At 70.8% G+C, this 19,788-nt stretch carries 18 protein-coding genes; 9 read left to right on the top strand and 9 right to left on the bottom strand.

Annotated features, from left to right (window positions below):
- Window positions 1-26 precede the first annotated feature (26 nt).
- The gene (locus tag VHU88_15530; GenBank protein HEX3613098.1) at window positions 27-1,601 is read right to left on the bottom strand and encodes a HAMP domain-containing sensor histidine kinase; all 1,575 of its coding nucleotides are present in this window, start codon (window positions 1,599-1,601) and stop codon (window positions 27-29) included.
- Window positions 1,602-1,800: 199 nt separating this feature from the next.
- On the opposite strand from VHU88_15530, the gene VHU88_15525 reads away from it, so the two are divergent.
- From VHU88_15525 to VHU88_15515, 3 genes are all read left to right on the top strand, one after another.
- Window positions 1,801-2,310: a hypothetical protein gene (locus tag VHU88_15525; protein HEX3613097.1), complete on the top strand. Its 510-nt coding sequence runs from the start codon at window positions 1,801-1,803 to the stop codon at window positions 2,308-2,310.
- Window positions 2,311-2,406: 96 nt separating this feature from the next.
- Entirely contained in the window at window positions 2,407-3,021 is a 615-nt protein-coding gene (locus tag VHU88_15520) for a hypothetical protein (GenBank protein ID HEX3613096.1), read from the top strand.
- A gap of 405 nt (window positions 3,022-3,426) precedes the next feature.
- Entirely contained in the window at window positions 3,427-4,278 is an 852-nt protein-coding gene (locus VHU88_15515; protein HEX3613095.1) for a serine protease, read from the top strand.
- 65 nt (window positions 4,279-4,343) lie between these two features.
- Here the strand turns inward: VHU88_15515 and VHU88_15510 are convergent, their stop codons facing one another.
- Both VHU88_15510 and VHU88_15505 read right to left on the bottom strand, forming a co-directional pair.
- Window positions 4,344-5,006 carry an NAD(P)H-binding protein gene (locus tag VHU88_15510; GenBank protein ID HEX3613094.1) on the bottom strand — a complete coding sequence of 221 codons (663 nt, stop codon included), beginning with the start codon at window positions 5,004-5,006 and terminating at the stop codon, window positions 4,344-4,346.
- A gap of 112 nt (window positions 5,007-5,118) precedes the next feature.
- A complete protein-coding gene (locus VHU88_15505; protein ID HEX3613093.1) occupies window positions 5,119-6,618 on the bottom strand; it encodes an MFS transporter in 1,500 nt (499 codons plus the stop codon).
- Between the two features lie 101 nt (window positions 6,619-6,719).
- Between VHU88_15505 and VHU88_15500 the strand changes: the two genes are divergently transcribed.
- On the top strand, window positions 6,720-7,373 hold the full coding sequence (locus tag VHU88_15500) for a helix-turn-helix domain-containing protein (GenBank protein HEX3613092.1): 654 nt from the start codon (window positions 6,720-6,722) through the stop codon (window positions 7,371-7,373).
- Window positions 7,374-7,407: 34 nt separating this feature from the next.
- On the opposite strand, the gene VHU88_15495 is transcribed toward VHU88_15500, so the two are convergent.
- The 4 genes from VHU88_15495 to VHU88_15480 all read right to left on the bottom strand — a co-directional run bounded on the left by VHU88_15495 (window position 7,408) and on the right by VHU88_15480 (window position 11,639).
- Entirely contained in the window at window positions 7,408-7,653 is a 246-nt protein-coding gene (locus tag VHU88_15495) for a hypothetical protein (protein HEX3613091.1), read from the bottom strand.
- 82 nt (window positions 7,654-7,735) lie between these two features.
- Window positions 7,736-8,377, bottom strand: a complete 642-nt coding sequence (locus VHU88_15490; protein ID HEX3613090.1) for a hypothetical protein — start codon at window positions 8,375-8,377, stop codon at window positions 7,736-7,738.
- Window positions 8,378-8,669: 292 nt separating this feature from the next.
- Window positions 8,670-9,683, bottom strand: coding sequence for an SDR family oxidoreductase (locus tag VHU88_15485; protein HEX3613089.1), 1,014 nt, complete (start codon window positions 9,681-9,683; stop codon window positions 8,670-8,672).
- Window positions 9,684-9,869: 186 nt separating this feature from the next.
- A complete protein-coding gene (locus VHU88_15480) occupies window positions 9,870-11,639 on the bottom strand; it encodes an LCP family protein (GenBank protein ID HEX3613088.1) in 1,770 nt (589 codons plus the stop codon).
- A 393-nt stretch (window positions 11,640-12,032) separates the two neighbouring features.
- Between VHU88_15480 and VHU88_15475 the strand changes: the two genes are divergently transcribed.
- The 3 genes from VHU88_15475 to VHU88_15465 are packed head-to-tail and all read left to right on the top strand — an operon-like array spanning window position 12,033 to window position 16,328.
- Complete coding sequence (locus VHU88_15475) at window positions 12,033-15,053, top strand: Pls/PosA family non-ribosomal peptide synthetase (GenBank protein HEX3613087.1); 3,021 nt, start codon at window positions 12,033-12,035, stop codon at window positions 15,051-15,053.
- Between the two features lie 25 nt (window positions 15,054-15,078).
- Complete coding sequence (locus VHU88_15470) at window positions 15,079-15,459, top strand: YciI family protein (protein HEX3613086.1); 381 nt, start codon at window positions 15,079-15,081, stop codon at window positions 15,457-15,459.
- Between the two features lie 41 nt (window positions 15,460-15,500).
- A complete protein-coding gene (locus tag VHU88_15465) occupies window positions 15,501-16,328 on the top strand; it encodes an isocitrate lyase/phosphoenolpyruvate mutase family protein (GenBank protein ID HEX3613085.1) in 828 nt (275 codons plus the stop codon).
- On the opposite strand, the gene VHU88_15460 is transcribed toward VHU88_15465, so the two are convergent.
- Entirely contained in the window at window positions 16,329-17,627 is a 1,299-nt protein-coding gene (locus tag VHU88_15460) for an MFS transporter (protein ID HEX3613084.1), read from the bottom strand. It abuts the gene before it with no gap.
- A gap of 443 nt (window positions 17,628-18,070) precedes the next feature.
- Between VHU88_15460 and VHU88_15455 the strand changes: the two genes are divergently transcribed.
- Entirely contained in the window at window positions 18,071-18,199 is a 129-nt protein-coding gene (locus tag VHU88_15455; GenBank protein ID HEX3613083.1) for a hypothetical protein, read from the top strand.
- Window positions 18,200-18,338: 139 nt separating this feature from the next.
- A complete protein-coding gene (locus VHU88_15450) occupies window positions 18,339-18,953 on the top strand; it encodes a hypothetical protein (protein ID HEX3613082.1) in 615 nt (204 codons plus the stop codon).
- 26 nt (window positions 18,954-18,979) lie between these two features.
- Here VHU88_15450 and VHU88_15445 read toward each other — a convergent pair whose 3' ends face one another.
- Window positions 18,980-19,738, bottom strand: coding sequence for a hypothetical protein (locus VHU88_15445; protein HEX3613081.1), 759 nt, complete (start codon window positions 19,736-19,738; stop codon window positions 18,980-18,982).
- Window positions 19,739-19,788 lie beyond the last annotated feature (50 nt).

Below are 19,788 nucleotides of genomic sequence, written 5' to 3'. Positions count from 1 at the left end.
TTGACATCAAGATATACCGGTCCCGGTCAGACACCCTCGAGCGGGAGCCGCACGGTGAAGGTCGTGCATCCCGGCCGGCTCTGCAACTCCACGTGGCCCTGGTGGGCGGCGACGATGGCCGAGACGATCGACAGGCCGAGCCCGGTGCTGCCGGCGGCCCGGCTGCGGGAGGCATCGCCACGGGCGAAACGCTCGAACACCTCCGGCTGGAGTTGCTCGGGGATGCCCGGGCCGTCGTCGGTCACGATCAGCACGGCCTGGTTGCCGGCGCGGTGCAGCCCGGCGACCACTCGCGTCCCGGGCGGGGTGTGGGTGCGGGCGTTGGCGAGCAGATTCACCACCACCTGGGTCAGCCGGGCCTCCTCACCCAGCACGGTCACCATCGGGTCGTCGGGCAGTTCCAGGCGCCAGTCATGATCCGGGCCTGCGGCGTGCGCGTCGGAGATCGCGCCCATCAGCACACCGGTCAGGTCGACCGGTTCGCGGTCCAGCGGCCGACCGGAGTCCAGGCTGGCCAGCAGCAGCAGGTCCTCGACCAGTCCGGTCATCCGCACGGCCTGGGACTGAACGCGGTCGATGGCGTAGGAGACGTCGCCGGGCACCGGCTCCGGGCTGCGGCGGGTCAGTTCGGTGTACCCCCGGATCGCGGCCAGCGGCGTGCGCAACTCGTGGCTCGCGTCGGCGACGAATCGCCGAACCCGAGTCTCGGATTCCTGACGCACCGTCAGGGCCTGCGCGACGTGGCCCAGCATGCTGTTCAACGCGGCCCCGACCTGGCCTACCTCGGTGCCCGGGTCGGTGTACTCGTCCGGCACGCGGACCGCCAGGGCCACCTCGCCCTCGTGCAGGGGAAGCGCCGAGACCGCCCGGGCCGTGCTCGCGACGCGACGCAGCGGACGCAGCGCCAGCCGGATGATCGCCGCGCCGGCCACCACGGTCAGCAGCAGGCCGCCGGCCGCGACCAGCACGATCACCGCGGACAGCCGGAACACCGTCGCGTCGACCGCCGAGGTCGGCAGCCCGGTGATCGCGACCACCCCGTTGCTCGTGTGCACTGCCAGCAACCGGTAGGTGCCCAGGCCCGGCCCGAGGTCACGGGTGTGCTCCCGGCCGTCGACCGGCACGGTGAGCAGCGTGGCCACCGACCCACTGGTGCCCTGCACCTGACCGGAGACGCCGCCGCGGGTCAGGACGACCGCCGCGGTCACCTGGTTGTTCTGGACGGTCGCGATCACCGTGCCGGCCTGCTGGCCGAGGGTGAACAGCCCCGAGTTCTGATGTCCCGGCGGTCCGTTCAACGACGCGACGGTGCGGCCCGCGGCCGAGGCCACGTCGCTGTCCAGGCGGCCCTGGAGATAGCTGCGCATCTGCAGGACGCTGACCACGCCGACGGCCAGGAACACCATCGCCATCAACGCCAGGACAGCGGCCAGCAGGCGGGTCCGCAGGCTCCAACCCGCCGAGCGCCACCACGATCGGCGCGGCCGCGCCGCGGGCGCGGGACCCGAGCGCGTCGGCTCGGAGGCGGCCTCGGTCACGTCGTCGGCCGCGGCGCGCGGACCGACCAACCGCTGCGAACCGCGGATCACACGAAGGTCCAAAGCGTCACGTCCAAGGTCGAATGCACCGGGTCCTCGACAATGTTCCGGCGCCGGGTTGGAGATCGTCTGAGAACCTCCTTCGAGAAGTCTGTGAACGCCGGCGGCGTGTCGGAGGCGGCGAACGAAACGCCGGCCCCCACCGTCCAAGAAGTGGCGGGCGACAACAGCGACCGCGCAAATGCACGGGGAGGCAGGGCCGATGTCGTTCACCGGACGAGGAGTTCGATCCGCGCTACTGATGGCGACGGTGGCGCTGGCCTGCGCAGGCTGTGGTGTCGGCACGACCGTCGAGGCCGCGACCACGCAGCCCCCCGCCACGCCCGGTACGGCGCCCGCCGGCGGCACCGCGCCCGCCCCGAACCTGCCCGGGCCCGGGCACTCCCGGTTGGTGTCCGCCCAAACCGGCGCCCTGAACCCGCGGCCGGTCAGCTGGGCCCAGGCCCAGACACTGTCCGGGAACACGGTGCGGCTGTACTTCTGGAGCGGTGCCTGCGACCAGGTCGACCACGTCTCCGCCGCCTGGACCGCAACCACGGTGACGCTGACGCTCTATGTCGGAGGCGATCCCAAGGACGCGGGCCGCGCCTGCCCGGACTACGCCGCCGCGACTGCCGTGGACACCACGCTTCGCCAACCCCTCGGCGGACGCCAACTGCTCGACGGGTCCGCGACCGGCGCCGACAGCGGCCACCGGCCGGTGATCACCTGACCGATGAGCCGACCGCGGGAACCGTTGCCCGCGTGGACATTCCGGACGAATGCGGCGCGAACCGGTAAATTTTCCCCGAATCGGAGGGGACGGGAGATGACCGCAGCAGTTCGTACCGTGGCTGCCGGAGCCGTGTCAGTGCTGGCGATCCTGGCCGGGACGATCGCGCCGGCCGGCGCCACGAATCCGCCGCCGGGTGGTTCGGGTGCCGTTCATCCCAGCACCGGCTTCCCCCCGGTCCCCACCCCGTTCACGGTCCGGGTCTCCGTCCAGGGCGGGCCCAAGTGCTTGGACCGCTCCCCCGACGCGTCCCTGCACCTGCGCTCCTGCGAACCGGGCAGCGTCAGCCAGCGCTGGGTCCAGAAGACTCTCGACGGCGAAGGCTTCGGCCTGGTCTACGACATCGCGGGCGACTGCATCATCGACGACCACGGGCGCGCGGTCACCGAGCCGGCGCGGGAGTGCGACGCGGCGGCGGCGAGCGGATCGGACTCGTGGAAGCAGCTGCCCGACGGGACCGTCGCCGCCGCGGAGCCGCAACCTGGCCGGTACTTGTCCGATTACTGGAAGGTCGACACCGGCCGGTCCGGCAGCGCGACCTTCAGCATCGGCGCCGGACCGCACCAGGCCGGGGCCTTCGCCGTCGTCCCGTCACCTGCGACGCCCAGCGCGAGCCCCACGCCCACCGCCACCCCGACGGGCGCCCCTTAGGTCGCCGTGGCGAGTTGTCCGACCTCTTACCGTTCGGTGATCTTCGCGGCCTTTTGCCAGGCAAGTCCCTTAACTGACGCGGGTATTTCCTGATTGTGTGCTTGATCCGGAACGGCGCGTCGGTCGGGAGGAAACCGCGATGGACGTTTTCGTCCGATTCGTCCGGTTTTCCACCCACACAACGGTTTCCCGCGTCGGAATTGAGGCGTCCGATGCCCGTCTTCGCTGATTTTTCCGAGTAATACTGACTATGTCCCGCAGCGCCGAACCTGTGCGGACAACCCCCCAGCCGGCCCGGCTACCCCGGGGCCGGAAGCGTCTCCACTCGAGGTGAGCATGAACAGGTCTTGCGGTCGGCATCGTCGTGGTTCGGGTTCCGCCGTCCTGCGTGGGCGCGGCGGTCAGGTGACGCGGCCACTGATCGCCGCGATCGTCGGGGTGGCGTCCCTCGGCGCGGCCGGTTCGGCTGTGGCTGCCACGACACCGGGCGGCGGGGCGGATTCACTGGTGTTCTCCGGCGGCCGGTGGGCGCCGGTGGCCACCGCGCTGGTGCATCCCGGCGTCGTCACCGTCACCAAGGACGCGGCGTGCACGTCGAACTTCCTCTACGTCGACGGACTCGGCCACACCTACCTCGGACAGGCCGCCCACTGCTCGGGTACCGGTTCGGCGAACGAGACCGACGGGTGCAGCTCCAAGTCGCTGCCGTTGGGCACCCCGGTCCAGATCGCGGGCACCGACATCGTCGGCACTCTCGCCTACAACTCTTGGCTGGCAATGCAGTCCAGCCACGAGAAGGACGCGAACGCCTGCGCCCACAACGACCTGGCGTTGATTCGCCTGCCGGACTCCGCGGTCGCCAAGGCCAATCCGTCGGTGCCGGTGTTCGGCGGACCGGTCGGGCTCAACACCACCGGGACCCACGCCGGCGACACCGTCGTGTCCTACGGCAACTCCCCGCTGCGGCAGGGCATCGCGCTGCTCTCCCCCAAACAGGGCGCCAGCCTGGGTGACGATGCCGGCGGCTGGAGCCACTCGATCTACACCCTGACGCCAGGCATCCCGGGCGACTCCGGGTCGGCCGTGCTCGACGGCCAGGGCCGAGCCCTCGGCGACCTCTCCACACTCGAGTTCGCGCCGCTGCCCGGGGCCAACCAGGTCTCGGACCTGGCTCACGAGATCGAGTGGGCCCGTGCCCACGACGCGTCGCTGCGCCAACTGCGCCTGGTCGCCGGCACCCAGCCGTTCACCGGCTGACCCGACGCTGACCTGGCTTGCGTCGGGGCACAGACAGTCCGCCCCGGCGCAAGCCCGCCCGCGAGCTAGCGGTTCTGCAGCCGCACGAGCGCGGCAACCGCGTCCGCAGCGGGTGTCCGGCCGTCGGTCAGTTCGACGATCGTGCGGGTCAGTCGCGACTCAGGAAGCACAGCCGCGAGGAACGCCGCCACGTTGTCGCGGCACACGAACCCGTACTCCAGCGCCGGCCAGGCGGCCACCAGACCGTCGCCGGGGTCGTCGCGCAGGGTGCCCGGTCGCACGATCACCCATCCCAGGTCGGTGCGGGTCAGATGGGCATCAGCACTTTTCTTCACCTGCATGTAGTGCTCGAAGCGCTCACCGCGTTGTGCGCCACGTCCGGCCTCCGGGAAGGCCGAGACCAGCACGAACCGGCGCACACCAGCCGCAGCGGCGGCCGCGGCGGCTTTCTCCAAGCCCGTCCCGTCGATCAGCGTGGTCTGGTCCATCCCGGTACCGTGCGCGCCGGCGGAGAAGACCACCGCGTCGTGGCCGCTCATCCGGTCGGCCAACTCCGCGACGGAGTCGGCGATCAGGTCACCGGGCAGTGCGACAGCCCCGGCCGCGGCGATCGTCTCGTGCTGCTCGGGCTTGCGATGCATGCCGGTCACCGCGTCGCCGCGGGCAGTCAGCAACGTGGCCAACCGCCGTCCGATCCCGCCGGCCGCCCCGATCACGAACACCTTCATCCGACCATTCCATCGTCCGTGTCTCCGGCGCCGGGAAGCAGGGTTACACCGAACCGACGAGGCCCCGCGCGGTTTCCCGGGCGGGGCCTCGTGACCTACGTCTGACGGTGCGTCAGTGGACCATCACCGGCTCGGTGCTCGCGGTCTGCGCGACGGGCGCCGCGGTGCCCGACGGGAGCACTGCTCCGACGAGACCGGCGCCGATCGCGAGGATCCCGGCGGCCCACCAGAAGGTCGTCGTGTACGAGTGCACCGCGGCGGCCTGCAGCAGCGCCGGGGTCGGCACGCCCTTGCCCGACAGGTAGCTGGAGACCGCGTCGCCGGCGATCGTGCCGAGCAGCGCGACGCCGATCGAGCCGCCGACCTGCTGGACGGTGTTGACCATCGCCGACGCGACCCCGGCGTCGCGGTGCTCGACCCCGGCGATCGCGGTCTGCATCGCGGTGGCAAAGACGACACCGATGCCGAGGCCCATCACGATCAGGCCGGGCAGGACATGGGTCGCGTATCCGGTGTCGACACCGATGCGGGCGAGCAGCGCGAGGCCGACGGCGGCGATCGCCATGCCCGTCGGGATCAGGATCCGGGCCCCGAGCCTGCGCAGCAGGACCAGCGCGGTGACCTGCGCTGCGGCCACCAGGGCGGCGACCATCGGCAGGAACGCGATGCCGGTGCGGATGGCTGAGAAGCCCACCGTCTGCTGCAGGTAGTAGGTCAGGAACAGGAACACCGCGAACATCCCGGAGCCGACCACCAGCATCGCCAGGTACGAGCCGGCGCGGTTGCGGTCCAGGACCACACGCGGCGGCAGCAGCGGGTGCTCAACCTTGGTCTGCGTCCAGGCGAACGTGACCAGCAGCAGCGCGGAGACCACGAGAGAGCCCACCGTGACCCCGTCGGCCCAACCGGCGGTCTCGGCGTGCGAGATGCCGTAGACCAGGCTGAACAGACCGGCCGAGGCGGTCAGCGTGCCCCACCAGTCCAGGTGCACGGACCCGCTGCGCACCATCCTCGGCAGCAGTCGGGCGGTACCGAACAACGCGATGGCGGCGAACCCGAGGTTGATGTACAGCGCCCAGCGCCACGACGCGTAGGTGGTCAGCGCGCCCCCGAGCAGCAGGCCGATCGCGCCGCCGGTACCGGCCAGCGCGCTGAAGATGCCGAAGGCCTTGGCGCGCTCCTTCGGGTCGGTGAACGTGGTGGTCAGCAGGCCCAACGCGGCAGGCGCGAGCAGCGCGGCGAAGACGCCCTGCGCGGCCCGGGCACTGGCCAGCATCGCGAAGTTCTGGGCCGCGCCGCCGACCGCCGAGGCCGTCGCGAACCCGACGAGGCCGATCATGAAGGTCGCCCGGCGACCGATCAGGTCACCGAGTCGCCCGCCGAGCAGCAGCAGGCTGCCGAAGCTCAACGCGTAGGCCGTGACCACCCACTGGCGATCGGCGTCGGAGAAACCGAGGGCGCGCTGCGCCGACGGCAGCGCGACGTTCATGATCGTCGCGTCGAGGACGACCATCAACTGGGCAACGCCCAGGATCGCGAGCGCGAGCCAACGGTGCGAAACCCTTGGCTCGGCCTCCGCCGCGGAGCGCGGCAGCGGAATGGTCTGGGTCATCGCAGGTTCCCCCTCCAAGCGGAGGCAAGTCCTCCGGTTCACCTGAGACGTTACGAGCGATCCGGAGGTTCCGCCTCCGGTTTATGGGTAGTCTGTGGATCGTGCGAACGGATGAGAAGCCGCTGCGAGCCGATGCCGCGCGCAATCGGGAACGGATCCTGACCGCCGCCGGGGAAGTGTTCGCCGCGCGCGGCCTGGACGCCACACTCGACGAGATCGCCGCGCATGCGGGCCTCGGCGTGGGCACCGTCTACCGGCGCTTCGCCAACCGGGAAGAACTGGTCGAGGCGCTGTTCCAGGAGCGCCTGGCCCAGGTCGCGACGCTCGCCTCCGCGGCCCTGGAGGAGCCGGATTCCTGGGTCGCGCTGAACCTGCTGTTCGAGGCACTCGGCGCGATGATCGCCACCGACCAGGGCCTGTTCGAGGCGATGATCTGCCGCCCGGAGAACCAGGGCCGGGCTGCGGTGCGCGAACGGATGCAGCCGATCGTCGGTGAGATCTTCGCGCGGGCGCAGGCCGATGGACACCTGCGGGCCGACGTCGTCCCGACTGACTTCCCGATGCTGCTGCGGATGATCGCGGCCGTCGCCGAGTTCACCCGTGAGGTCCGGCCCGAACTCTGGCGGCGCTACCTGGCGATCCTCCTCGACGGCCTGCGGGTGGACCGCACGGAACTCACCGAGTTGAGCGAGACGCCGATCGACCCCGTCGAGGTCGACGAGGTGCGGTCCTGCTGGGGCTCGCGCCGGCGCTGACGGATGCCGGCGCCGCACCTGCGCGCAGTTCTTGTCAGGCGAGCAGGAAGCCGATCGCGACGAACAACGGGGCCAGGAGGAACATCCCGAGCCACATCATGCCGACCGGCAACCCCAACGCTTGGGCCGCGTGGCTCTGCCGGTCGAGACGGCGCTGCTTCTTCGCGTCGGCCCGGAACTCGGCCTCGACCCGAGCCGGCATCTCCTTGAGCCATTTCATGTCGGCAGCCCAGGCCGCCTGCAGGCGGGCTTGCTCAGCGAGGTACGGGTCTCGGTCCATGGCATCTTCCTGGTTCGTCGGTGCGGGCGCGACACGGCGCGGGGCAGGGGTGTTGCCGGGCAGACCTGAATCTGACTGACCGTCAGCGGGCGGCGCTGTCGCCGACGTGCTCGGCGGAGTCGGCGGAGGCGGGCCGCTGCGGGGCAATGCGCCCGGCCTGGCGGCCCTCGTTCCACGAGATGCCCGGGTAGAGGCGGTTCAGCAGTGCATCGAGCGCGTCCCAGCGCAGCGCCACCGGCGCGGTGAAGTGCGTGAGCGCCATGAGCTCGACCGACCGGGCCATCACCGGGTCGGCGCGGCCGGGCACGGCTGCGGGCAGGATCGCAGCCAGCATCCGGCCGGCGATCGCGCCCGGCACCGGCTCGCTGCCACCGGCCGGGTCGACGTAACGCTCGATCATCGACTGGAACGTGCGGCGCCGGTGGGGGGCCCGGACACGGGTGTCCAGGACCATCTCCTCGACGGCCTCGTCGATGCCCTCGAACTCCTGGGCGTCGTCACCGTTAAGGATCACGGCATGCCGCTCGGCCACCAGGTCCAGGTCCCACTGCAGGCCGAAGACTGTGCCACCGTCGGACGGAACGCCGACCTCGACAAGCGCGCCGGCACCGGCCAGACGCTGCGGGCTCAACGGATCGTGATCCAGCGCGTAACCGAGCACGAACGCGGAACGCAGCCCGATCGCGAGTGAGAAATCGTCGCTGACGGTGAACAATTCGGACAAGGCAGGCCCCTCCCAAGATCTATCCTGGGAGATCGTCCCGTCGATTTCGACCCACTGGATCGGCCGTTCGGCCGGCGCAGGGCCGGCCGAAAGTACGGTTCCGAGTCGTGAAAAACCCCGGCACAGCAACGAATCCGGCGAATCGGACCGACCTGCGCCCGAACTGGACCACCCGCCTCGCAGCGCGACCGCGACCGCGACCGCGAGGCTCAACCGGCCAGGGTCAACAACGTTCCCCACCCAGCCCGCAACAACAGGGCCTTCGACAGCGGTGGCACTTTCTGACTGATTGTCACTTCGTAACCGCTCGAGCGGTGGCGGCCGCGACCAGCACGCCCGCGCCGAGCGCACCGAGCAGCCCGTGGTGCTGGGAGGCCCAGAGCTGAGCGCTGCGTGCCGTGGCCCTGTCGTCGAAGCGCCCGTGCGCCCCGAAGTCCTGCCCGGCCGGGCCGTCGGCGGGCTCCCAGAGGTTCACTGGGGCGTCGGGCGGGGCAGGTTCGTCGGTCTGCTGCGCCGAGAATCCGGTGCGGGCCAGGTAGCGGTCGAGCAGGCCCGCGGCCAACTTGTTCGCGATCAACGTCGCCGCGGTGGTCCCGCCGACCCAGTACTCCCGCCGACGGGGGTGATCCGCGGCGTACAGGACGGCACGCGCCGCCACCTCCGGTTGGTAGATCGGCGGCACCGGTTGCGGCCGCCGCGGCATCCGGGACAACACCCAGGAGAACTGCGGGGTGTTCACCGCCGGCATCTGGACCATCGTCACCGAGACATTGCTGCGCTCGTGCAGCAACTCGCAGCGCAGCGAGTCGTGGAAACCCTGGATCGCGTGCTTGGAACCGCAGTACGCCGACTGCAACGGAATCCCGCGGTAGGCCAACGCCGAGCCGACCTGCACGATCGCGCCCCGGTCGCGCGGCAGCATCCGGGTCAGCGCGGCCCGAGTCGCGTAGACGTAACCCAGATAGTTGACCTCGGTGACCCGCTTGAACTCGTCCGGCTCGATCTGCATGAACGGGGCGAACACCGAGGTGAACGCAACGTTCACCCACACGTCGATCGGCCCGAACTCCGACTCCGCCCGCCCGGCCGCGTCCATGACCGCGGCCGCGTCGGCGACGTCCACCTCGATCGGCAGCGCCGTGCCACCGGCTCGCTCGACGTCCGAAGCAGCACCCGCCAGCCCGCTGCCGCCGCGGGCCAGCAACGCCACCTTGTCGCCGCGCGCGGCAAAGGCCTGCGCACACGCCCGGCCGATCCCGCCGCTAGCTCCGGTCACAACCACGACCCGGCCTCGCTCGTCCGCCATCGGTGCCCACTCCCCTTCGCCCGGCCCGACAGTGCGAGCTGTCGGTGCCCGAACGGCCTACCCGGCAGCGGCCCGTTCGACCTTTTCTGTCGTATTGCGATACTTACCGGAGGCTGGGAGCACAAACGCGCGGGCCACAGGCCTTGGGACGCGGGCTCCTGGGTGACGGGCAGTCAGAAAGCGGTGTCAGCCGTTCGGCCGGGTCTCCTTCAGTTGCGGCTGCGCACCTTCCGGCCTCGGCGCGACGGGTGTCGGCACTGCCGGTGCGACCGGCGCGAGCACCGCACTCGGATCGGCCCCCGGCTGGTCGCCGAGCGCACCGGGCAGCGCCGTCGGCGCGGGTTTCGGTGCCGGACGCGGCTTGACGGCGGCGTCGCCGCGCGGCTTGGGCAGCCCGCTGCAGATGTCCCCGTCCGCGGACCGGGCCAAGGCCGCGGGCAGCGCATCGGCGGTCGAGTCCGCGCCCGGGGCATCGCCATTCGCGTTCGCGGTGGCAGAATCGCCTGTGTCGGCCGAGGGATCCGGCGCCAGGTTGGTTCCCGATGCCGCAGTGGGCTGGTGCAGACCGCCGAAGTCGGTGCCGATCGTCAGCGTCAGGCCGTGCTGCTTGCCCGGTGTCGGCTGGGCGGCGACCGGGCCGCGCAGCACCGATTTCAGCAAGGTGTCGCCCTCACCGGCCGACAGGCCGGTCGCGGAACCGGCGTGGGTCGAGCCGACCCCGACGACCCGGAAACCCATACGCCGCAGGCCCTTGGCGACCTCGGCCGCCTGACCGCGGCGATGGGTCGCGTTGAGCACGCGGACCAAGACCGCCGCGGCGCCGTTGACCGGATGCAAGGACTGCACTCGCACCGCGGCGGCGGACGAACGCTTGGCAGGCCGGAATGCGGAGGCGTCGATCGGTCGGTCGGCCGACATGTCCTGGAAGATCTGGTCGAACCCGGGCTGCATCGGGACGACCCGGTTGCGGTTGTTTGGGTCGTCGGTGGTCGGGGCGGTGATGAACGTGATGTCGTGCGTGGTCAGCCCACGCAGCTGCCGGGCCAGCGAGACCAGCTTCCGGATCGAGCCCAGGCCGGGATCCACGGTCAGCGACGCGGTAGCGGCGTTCGCCAGTTTGTAGAGCGTGACCGGATTGCTCAGGGTTCCTGCGCTCTGCACCTTCTGCGCCAACGAGGACAGGAATGCCTGCTGCATCTTGATGCGGTCCAGGTCCCCGCCGCCGCCGACGCCGTGCCGGTCGCGGACGAACGCCAGCGCCTCCTGGTCGCGGATCGTGTGCCGACCGGGATCGAGGTTCAGGCCGCTGCGCCAGTCGTGGATGCCGGGCGCGGGCACGCAGACGTCGATTCCACCGAGCGCATCGACGATCCCGCGGAAGCCGTTGAAGTTCACCTTGATGAAGTGGTCGACCCGCAGGTTGGTCATGTGCTCGACGGTGGCCACCGCACAGGACGGCCCACCCAGGTTCATCGCCCGGTTGAACATGTCGCCCGCCGAGGCCGGGATCAGCCGGTAGTCAGCCTTACGGGAGACGCAGGCGGGCCGGGGCACAATCAGGTCGCGCGGGATCGAGGTGACCACCGCGTGCTTCATGTCGCCGGACAGGTGCACGAGCATCGCGGTGTCGGACAGTTCCTCGGAGTCCCCGCGATCCCCGAGCGTGGCCCCCACCTGGCCCGCGCGGGACTGCGAACCCAGCACCAGGATGTTCTGCCCGACGCCCGAGTCGGTCGGCCGAGCTCCGACGACGTCGATCGCCTCGACGCCGACGTTGCCCGCCAGTTTCAGGTACAACCCTCCGGCGCACCCGCTGACCAGCATCAGCGCCGTCCCGCCGCTGACCACGACCTTGCCCCGTCGGGTCAGGCGTCGCCACAGCCACTGGTTCCTCGGCCGGGCAGCCAGGACTGGACCGCCCGGGCGATTCTCCGGACGCCCGTCGCCTTCGGCCATCCCACTCCTTCCCCGCCCCCCGACGGTGTCCGGAGTGCTTTCAGTTGGGTCTGTCGAGATCCAGTTTGTCTGTTACTGGTGTGACTGATGTGACGACGCGCCGGGTTGTCACCCACCCCGGCGGACGATCGTCCGACTCGACGAAACGGGCAGAACCGTCACTGAGCGCAACAAGTGACGTGTCATCAGATCAGGGACGCCGGGGTGTCCGGACAGGGCGCGGATTGTCGTGAAGTGGCCGGAAGTTCCGGCGGATCCCTTCGCCCGCTCATGGTTAACGTCAGGCTAATGTGATCGACATCTTGGCATCATCGGGCTGCGCGACCCCCGGACCCCGGTCACTCTGTGTGTGCGTCGGCACCTGTGCCGCCTGGTTGGTCCAAGGGGGTTCGGGTGACGACCTACATAGAGGGCCGGTCCGCCAAGCAGTTGGCGGCCGAGTTCGCCGAGATCCTCGGCGAGGTGTTGGGGACCGCTGCAATCGATCCGGCGGCGGGCTTCTTCGAGGACCTCGGCGCCGATTCACTGACCATGGCGAAGTTCTGCTCGCGCGTCCGCAAGCGCGCGGATCTGCCCAAGGTGTCGATGAAGGACGTCTACCGCTCACCCAGCCTGGCGGCGTTGGCCACGCACCTGGCTGCGACCGCCGACCCTGCCGCCGGACCTGCCGCCGTGACCGCCGACCCGGCGAACGACCTGGCCGAGTCGGTGGTCGTGCCGCAACCTGCGCTGCTCGCCGAGCCGGCGCCCGGCTCGGCTCCGGTCGCGCCGGTCGGCCGGATCCAGTACTTCCTCTGTGGTCTCGCGCAGGCGGTGTTGCTGCTGGCCCTACCCGTCGCGCTGGCGACCGTGATGGTGCTGGCCGACGATTGGTTGACCGGCGCCGACGGTCTCCTGGACACCTACCTGCGGACCCTGGCCTTCTCCGGTGCCTTGGTGACGGCGGCGTTCGTCGTGCCGGTGGGCGTGAAGTGGTTGCTCGTCGGGCGCTGGAAGCCGACCGAGATCCGCATCTGGTCGTGGGGCTACCTGCGCTTCTGGGTGGTCAAGTCAGTGGTCCAGAAGAACCCCCTGATCCACCTGCTGTCCGGCTCTCCGCTGCTCAACCTCTACCTGCGGGCACTCGGTGCCCGGGTCGGCCGCGGCACCACGATCCTGGCCGCCCAGATCCCGGTGTGCACCGACCTGGTCAGCATCGGGTCCCGGTCGATCCTGCACAAGAACGTGATGCTGTCCGGCTACCACGCGCAGGCCGGGGTCATCCGCATCGGTACGGTCACCATCGGCGACCGGGTGCTGGTCGGGACCCGTTCGGTGCTGGACATCGACACCGTGATGGGCGATGACTCCCAACTCGGCCACGCCTCCGCGCTGTACCGCGGCCAGATCGTGCCGGCCGGCGAACGTTGGCACGGCTGCCCGGCCCGCGCCGGTGGCGCCGATTTCCGCACGATCGAGGAACGTTGGCCGATCCACGGGCGGCGCATCCGGTTCGGCGTCTTCCAACTGCTGAACCTGGTGGCCTTCGGGATTCCGTTGAGCCTGCTGATCCTGGCGGGGCTGTACGTGCTGCCCAGCTATCTGACCGGCACCGGCTGGGGCGACGGCAGGCTGGACACGGCCTCGTTCTACGGCATCGCGGCGGGCATCTCGGCGCTGGTGTTCCTCGGGCCGGTCCTGGTCGGGCTGCCGCTGTTGGCCGTGGTGACCCGACTGGTCGGGCGGTTCGTCCGACCCGGTCGCGTGTACCCGTTGCACGGCATCCGCCACGCGCTGCTGCGGTTCAACACCCGGGTCACCAACATGAAGTTCTACGCCACCATGGCCGCGGACTGCTCGTTCGTCGTGCACTACCTGCGGATGGTCGGCTGGCGGCTGAAGCCCTACGTCCAGACCGGCACCAACTTCGGCGTCGTGATGCACGACGACCCGTTCGCCGTGTCGGTCGGCAAGGGCACCGTGGTCGCCGACGGGCTGATGGCGACCAACGTCGACTACTCCGCGACGACGTTCCGGATCTCCCCGGTGGCGATCGGGGCCGACAACTTCCTCGGCAACCACGTCGTCTACCCGGCCGCCGGTCGCACCGGCGACAACTGTCTGCTGGCCACGATGGTGATGGTCCCGATCGACGGGCCGGTGCGGGAGGGCGTCGGGCTGCTCGGCTCACCGCCCATCGAGATCCCCCGCACGGTCGCCCGCGACCACGGCCTCGCCGTGACCGACCCGCAGGAGCTGCGCCGCGGCCTGCGCCGCAAGAACCGCCACAACGCGGTGACCCTGATGTGGTTCCTGCTGGTGCGCTGGTTCGTGATCTTCGCCGGCTTCATCGCCGCCGAGGTCGCCGGCGAACTCTGGGACTCACTGGGCACCTGGGCCCTGGTGGCCTGCGACGCCGGGTTCGCGCTGTTCCTGTTCGCGTTCTACACGGCCACCGAACGCGCCGTCACCCGCTGGGCGACCCTGGCACCGGACGGCGTTTCCATCTACAGCAAGGCTTTCTGGCGTCACGAGCGCTACTGGAAGATCCCCTCGCACACCTTCGTGCAGATCTTCAACGGCACTGTGTTCAAGGGCCTGTGCTGGCGGCTGCAGGGCGCCAAGATCGGCAAGCGCCTGTTCGACGACGGCGCCGGGTTCGTCGAGCGGTGTTACGTGCACATCGGCGACCACGTCACGCTGAACTCCACGGGGACCGTGCAGAACCACTCGCAGGAGGACGGGGCGTTCAAGTCCGACCGGACCTACCTCGGCGACGGGGTCACGCTCGGTCCGGGTGCCTTCATCCACTACGGCGTCACGGTCGGCGAGGACGCGGTGATCGGGACGGCCTCGTTCCTGATGAAGGGCGAGCAGGTCCCGGCCGGCGAGCACTGGGGCGGCAACCCGGCCGAGCCGATCGAGCGGCCCGCGCGCCCGCTGCCGCAGTTGCAGGTCGAGGCAGACCCGACAGCCTCGATTCCCGCGCCGCGATCCGCCCGCTTCCGCCTCGTGCTCGCCGGCTACGCATCGGCGCTGGCCGGCGCGGGTGCCTGGGTGACTCTGGGTGGGGCGCTGGCGGGCAACTACCCGGTCATCTGGGCAGGGTTCGGCGCCGCCGCGTGGCTGACCGGTCTGCTCTGCCTGGTCGCGGTCGCCGTCGACACCTTGCGCACCGTTCGCCGACGCACCGCGCGGCCGGAAGCCGTTGCCACGCCGTTGATTCCGCGGCAGCCCGGCCCGGTCCAGATCATCCCCCCGCGGTCGGCTCCTGCGGCGGAGGTCATCGAACCCCGCGCCGTGGCGATCGAGGAGCCCGCCGGGATCGATACCGCCGCCGGCGACGCGTGGACCCGACTGTCCGCCCAACTGGACGTGCTCGAGCAGTTGCAGGCGAAGTGGTTCGACGGCGATCCGGTCGGGCGAGACAAGTGACTCAGCCGAGCGGAAGGTCAGAGCAATGACCAGCACCCGACACTTCGTCTACCGCCTCATTCCGCACCAGCGGGAGGGCGGCGATCCCCGGGCCGACACAGCGATCGGGGAACACCTGGCCTACTGGGCCGCGCTGGTCGACGCGGGCCGGGTCGTCGTCGCCGGCCCCGTGGCCGGAGCGCTCGGGGTCTGGGGCCTGGCCGTGGTCGCCGCCGAGAACGTGGAGCAGGTCCGCGGCCTCGGCCAGGCCGACCCGGCGGTGGTCGCCGGGATAGCCGAGTACGAGGTCCTGGAGATGCCCAGTTCGCTGGTGCGGTCCTTACCGCCTGCGCAGCGCCCGACCACGGGACGGATCCACCCGCCCCGCCGCAGCGACGGTCCGCGTCGACCGCACCGTTGCTCCTGACCGGGTCGGCGCTCGCCGGCTGAGGCCATAACGTGTCGGTCATGACTGCCGGGTCGGAGATCTACGAGCGTTTCCTCGCCCTGCACGCCCGCGACGGCGGCCTGGTGATGCCCAACGCGTGGGACGGCCTGTCGGCGCTGCTGCTGGCCGACGCCGGTTTCGAAGCGATCGGCACCTCCTCACTCGCGCTCGCGGCGAGCCTCGGCCGCCTCGACGCCCGGCACGCCGTCAGCCTCCAGGAGCACCTCGCGCACGCCGTGCTGCTCGGCCGGCTGTCCGGGTTGCCGATCAACGGCGACTTCGAGGACGGCTACGGCCGCACCGGGGCGGACGTGGCGGCCACGGTCGACGTGGCCGTCGAGGCCGGGTTGGCCGGGATCGGCGTCGAGGACACCAGCGGCGACCCGCGGAACCCGATCCGGCCGTTCGACGAGGCGGTGGACCGGATTCGGCACGCGGTGGCCGCGGCCCGCGGCCGGATCGTGCTGACCGGCCGCTGCGACAACTTCGTCCACGGCAGGCCCGACCTCGACGACACCGTCCGCCGGCTGACCGCCTTCGCCGAAGCCGGCGTCGACGTGCTCTACGCGCCCTTCCTGCCCGACCTGGCGGCCGTGCGGACGATCGTTGCGGCGGTCGCCCCGAAGCCGGTCAACGTCGTGGTGTCCCCGATGGACAAGAAACTAACGGTCTTCGAGCTGCAGGCGGTCGGCGTCCGGCGGATCAGCCTCGGCGGCTCGCTGTACCGACATGTGATGGCCGCGCTGGCGCAGGCCGCGGCCGCGCTCGCATCCGGCGACATCGCCTCGGCCACCGAGACCATGAGCATCCAACGCATGACCGACCTGCTCAGTCCGGCCCAGGAGTGATCAGCCCGGGGGTGCGTCGGACAGCGGCTGGTGCGCAGTCTCGGGCAGCCGGATCAGGAGCGGCAGGACGAGCAATCCCGTGCCCAGCAGGAAAACCGCGGGCGCCAGCCGCCAACCCGTGGCGGAGACGAGCACCGAGGCGATCAGCGGACTGAGCCCGCCGAACAGCGCGGTGGCCGCGTTGTAGCCGAGGGCGAGCCCGCTGAATCGGCCTGCGGTGGCGAGCTGCTCCGGGATTGCGGACGCGAACACCGCGCTCGCCGCCGCCGCCGGAACAGCGAGCGCCACCATGGCCGCGAGTGTCGGTCCGAAGGTCCCCGCGCTCAGCAGGGCGAAGAGCGGCAGGGCGGGAAGCGCGATGGCCAGGGCGCTGACCACCATCACCGGCTTGCGACCGGTGACATCGGCCAGCCACCCGATGACCGGCGTGACCGCGAAGACGATGGCGGCGGCGATCGTCGACAAGGCCAGGGAACTGACCGGGGACCTCCCGACAACCTCGGACAGGAACGTGGGCACGTAGGCGATGGCGACGTAGTAGGAGACCGAGCCGAGCGCACTCATGGCGAAGGCCGCCAGCACCCCGCGACGCTGGTGCTGCAGGACATCGCGAAGCGGGGCGCGCGAGATCCGTCCCTGCGCCCGCAGCCGATCGAAGCTCGGGGTCTCGCGCAACGAACGGCGGGCGATCAACGTGCCGGTTGCCAGCAACGCCCCGAGGCCGTAGAGAACCCGCCAGCCCCAGGCATCCAACGCGTCGGTCGGCAGTTCGGCGGTGAACAAGGTCGCCAGGCCCACTGCGAGAAGCGCCCCGATCTGACTGGTGGCCGGGGCCCAACTGGCCACGTACCCCCGGCGTCGTGGGCCGGTGACCTCGAGCAGATAGACGAGGACGCCGGTGTACTCACCGCCGACCGAGAACCCCATCAGGCCACGCAGGACCGACAACAGCACGCCCGCGTACGGACCGATCTGCGCGTACGAGGGCAGCAGCGCCGTGATCGCCATGGCCGCGGCCATCACCCCGGCCGAGATGACCAGGGTGAAGCGTCGGCCGATCCGATCGCCGAAGTGACCGAAGAACATGGCCCCCACCGGACGCATCAGGTAGGCGGCGGCGAACACCCCGTAGGTGCGGATCGACGCGTTCTGGCTGTGGAAGAAGACGCGGCCCAGTACCGGCGTCAAGTAGAGGTAGAGGCTGAAGTCGTACCACTCAACGACGGTCCCGAGCGCCGCGATCCAGACCGAGCGTCGCGCTACGGGGTCGATCGAGGGCGTATCCGCCGCCACGCGCATCAGGCCCTCTCCGCTCAGCCACGCTCGTCCCGACCATGTTCAGCCAACCGCAGTCGGCCAGGAAGCGCGCCCCTGCGTGCCGGTGTACGGGACCGGGGGGTGCGGCGTACGATCCGAAGTCCAGCGGGCGACGCGTTTGCGAGGCAGCGACCATGAGACGGACTGCGGCAGGTAGTGCGCTGGTCTGCGTCGGGTTCGCGATGGGGGCCCTCGGGGCGACCCTCGCCGGCCCGCAGGTGCACCGTACGGAGATGGCGTTCCTGCACGCGGGCGGGGGGCCACACCTCGCCGTAGCCGGCCATACCCGATCCGTGCCCTCGCCGGCAGCCGGCCGGCGGCACCTGTCCGTCCGGGGACCCCTCACCGACCCTAGAAACGGTGTCCCGGCCATAGCCGCGGCAGGTCCGGGGACCACGGCACCCGACACTCGAACCACGGCCCAGATGAGCCCTGCCCCTGCGCAGCCCCTCGGCATCGACGTCTCCCTTGACCCGGCCCGCTCCATCGAGGCCGCCAAACTCGACCTGTACCGGATCCTGACCGGGCTGCCCATCCTCACCCCTGGGCACTGACCGACCACCGGTGCGGCGTCGGGCTGCAACGGCGGCACTCGTGCTGCCGGCGATAACGCTCGCCGCATGCGGAACGCCGGCCGCCCGCACCGCCGCGCCCGGCTCGACCTCCGGTCCTAGTGCGCAACCCACGGCAGCGATGAGCCTGCCCATGGGCAACACCGCCGGGTCGCGGCCCGGCGGGACCGGGCCCGACCGCGCCCAGGCCGCCCTCGGGGTGCTGCGCGCCGGCGACCTTCCCGGCTGGACCGGCACACCGACCGAACACGACCCGACCGACGACTCCGTCGAGGCGGACCTGTACCACTGCCTGGGTCTCACGCCCCCGCACTTCGCCGGCCGCGACTACGGAATCACTTACAGCAAAGGGAAAACGCTGATCGTGACGAGCGCGGACGTGGTCGGATCCGCTCGGACGGCAATCACCACCGCGCAGGCAACCGGGCGCCCCGGACATGCCAACTGCTTCGCCAACCAGATCACCGACGACGTGGAGAAGGCCGCGGTCGACGTGCGAGCGCTGTCGGTGAAGCCGACCAAGGCGAACGTCACCGGCGCCGACGAGGTGTTCGCCTTCCGCGTCGTCGCCGACGTTTCCGGACCGCAGGGCGAGGTCACGGTCAACCTGTACCGGGTCGATGCCACGCTCGGGCAGACCGAGATCACGATCAGTCAGATCGTCACCGACGCCGCGCCCTCGCCCGCGCGGGTGGACGCACTGGCCGCACTGGCCGTCTCGCGGGTCAAGCACTGACGCGGGCCCGCTCGATTGAGCTTGAGTCAGGGTGCAGCCGTGTGCGCAGGACCGATGGCCGCGACGATTCGGGCCGCGATCTTGGCGGCGTCGCCGTAGGCGGTGGCGCCGGTGGCGCCGGCGCGAGTCGTCGAGTGGAAGACCGAGACGAGCAGGTTCCCGACCCGCACGACCACGCCGGTCTCGCCGCCGAGGTAGCTCGACGAAGTGATCTCGAACTGCACGCTGTCGGCGCCGATCGCGGGGCCGGCCTGGGTGCTCACGTGATAGGTCGGCTGGTTCGGGTCGGCCTTGTCGAGGAAGGTGGCGCAGTCGGAGAGCCGCTTCAGGAACGCGGTCATGATCGTGGCCGCGTCGGTGCCCCGGTAGTCGTCGACCTCGGAGCTGATCGCCTGGTCGGACTGGTCGTCGAACTCGTCCTGCGCGAACGACGCCGAATTCGGGCCGGGCAACTGGGAGAGGAACCCGGTCGTGGTCAGGCTCGGGCAACCGACCGCGTCGGCGCCGGGCACCACCGGGCTCGCAGCGGCCAGTACCGCGCCGCTGTCCCGGGTGTACGCGGCGGCCGGCCGGTATCCGACCGGCACGTCGGCCGCGGTCAGCAGGAACGACCTGAGCTGGGGGCCTTCGAGCAAACCGGCGGTCGGGTCCGGCGGCGCAGCCAAGGTGGCGGCCTTGTCGACCGCGGACGCCCCGTTGGTGAGCCCGTCAGAGGCACACCCGGCGACCACGGCGAGGAGCGCCGCCACGGCGAGCGCGATCCCCGTCGCCCTCCGGGGGGACACGACCGACACATCGATTCCTGTCGAAGATTGTTCGACATGTGACGGGTCGC

Source organism: Sporichthyaceae bacterium (assembly GCA_036269075.1).
GTDB lineage: Bacteria > Actinomycetota > Actinomycetes > Sporichthyales > Sporichthyaceae > DASQPJ01.
The sequence above is the reverse complement of the archived record's forward strand: the minus strand, read 5'-3'. Positions and strand labels throughout refer to the sequence as shown.

Excerpts from the sequence above, each read along its gene's own strand:
- VHU88_15525 (HEX3613097.1), top strand. The coding sequence starts at position 1,801 with ATGTCGTTCACCGGACGAGGAGTTCGATCCGCGCTACTGATGGCGACG.
- VHU88_15520 (HEX3613096.1), top strand. The coding sequence starts at position 2,407 with ATGACCGCAGCAGTTCGTACCGTGGCTGCCGGAGCCGTGTCAGTGCTG.
- VHU88_15510 (HEX3613094.1), bottom strand. The coding sequence starts at position 5,006 with ATGAAGGTGTTCGTGATCGGGGCGGCCGGCGGGATCGGACGGCGGTTG.
- VHU88_15505 (HEX3613093.1), bottom strand. The coding sequence starts at position 6,618 with ATGACCCAGACCATTCCGCTGCCGCGCTCCGCGGCGGAGGCCGAGCCA.
- VHU88_15495 (HEX3613091.1), bottom strand. The coding sequence starts at position 7,653 with ATGGACCGAGACCCGTACCTCGCTGAGCAAGCCCGCCTGCAGGCGGCC.
- VHU88_15485 (HEX3613089.1), bottom strand. The coding sequence starts at position 9,683 with ATGGCGGACGAGCGAGGCCGGGTCGTGGTTGTGACCGGAGCTAGCGGC.
- VHU88_15480 (HEX3613088.1), bottom strand. The coding sequence starts at position 11,639 with ATGGCCGAAGGCGACGGGCGTCCGGAGAATCGCCCGGGCGGTCCAGTC.
- VHU88_15470 (HEX3613086.1), top strand. The coding sequence starts at position 15,079 with ATGACCAGCACCCGACACTTCGTCTACCGCCTCATTCCGCACCAGCGG.
- VHU88_15465 (HEX3613085.1), top strand. The coding sequence starts at position 15,501 with ATGACTGCCGGGTCGGAGATCTACGAGCGTTTCCTCGCCCTGCACGCC.
- VHU88_15460 (HEX3613084.1), bottom strand. The coding sequence starts at position 17,627 with ATGCGCGTGGCGGCGGATACGCCCTCGATCGACCCCGTAGCGCGACGC.
- VHU88_15455 (HEX3613083.1), top strand. The coding sequence starts at position 18,071 with ATGAGCCCTGCCCCTGCGCAGCCCCTCGGCATCGACGTCTCCCTTGAC.
- VHU88_15450 (HEX3613082.1), top strand. The coding sequence starts at position 18,339 with ATGAGCCTGCCCATGGGCAACACCGCCGGGTCGCGGCCCGGCGGGACC.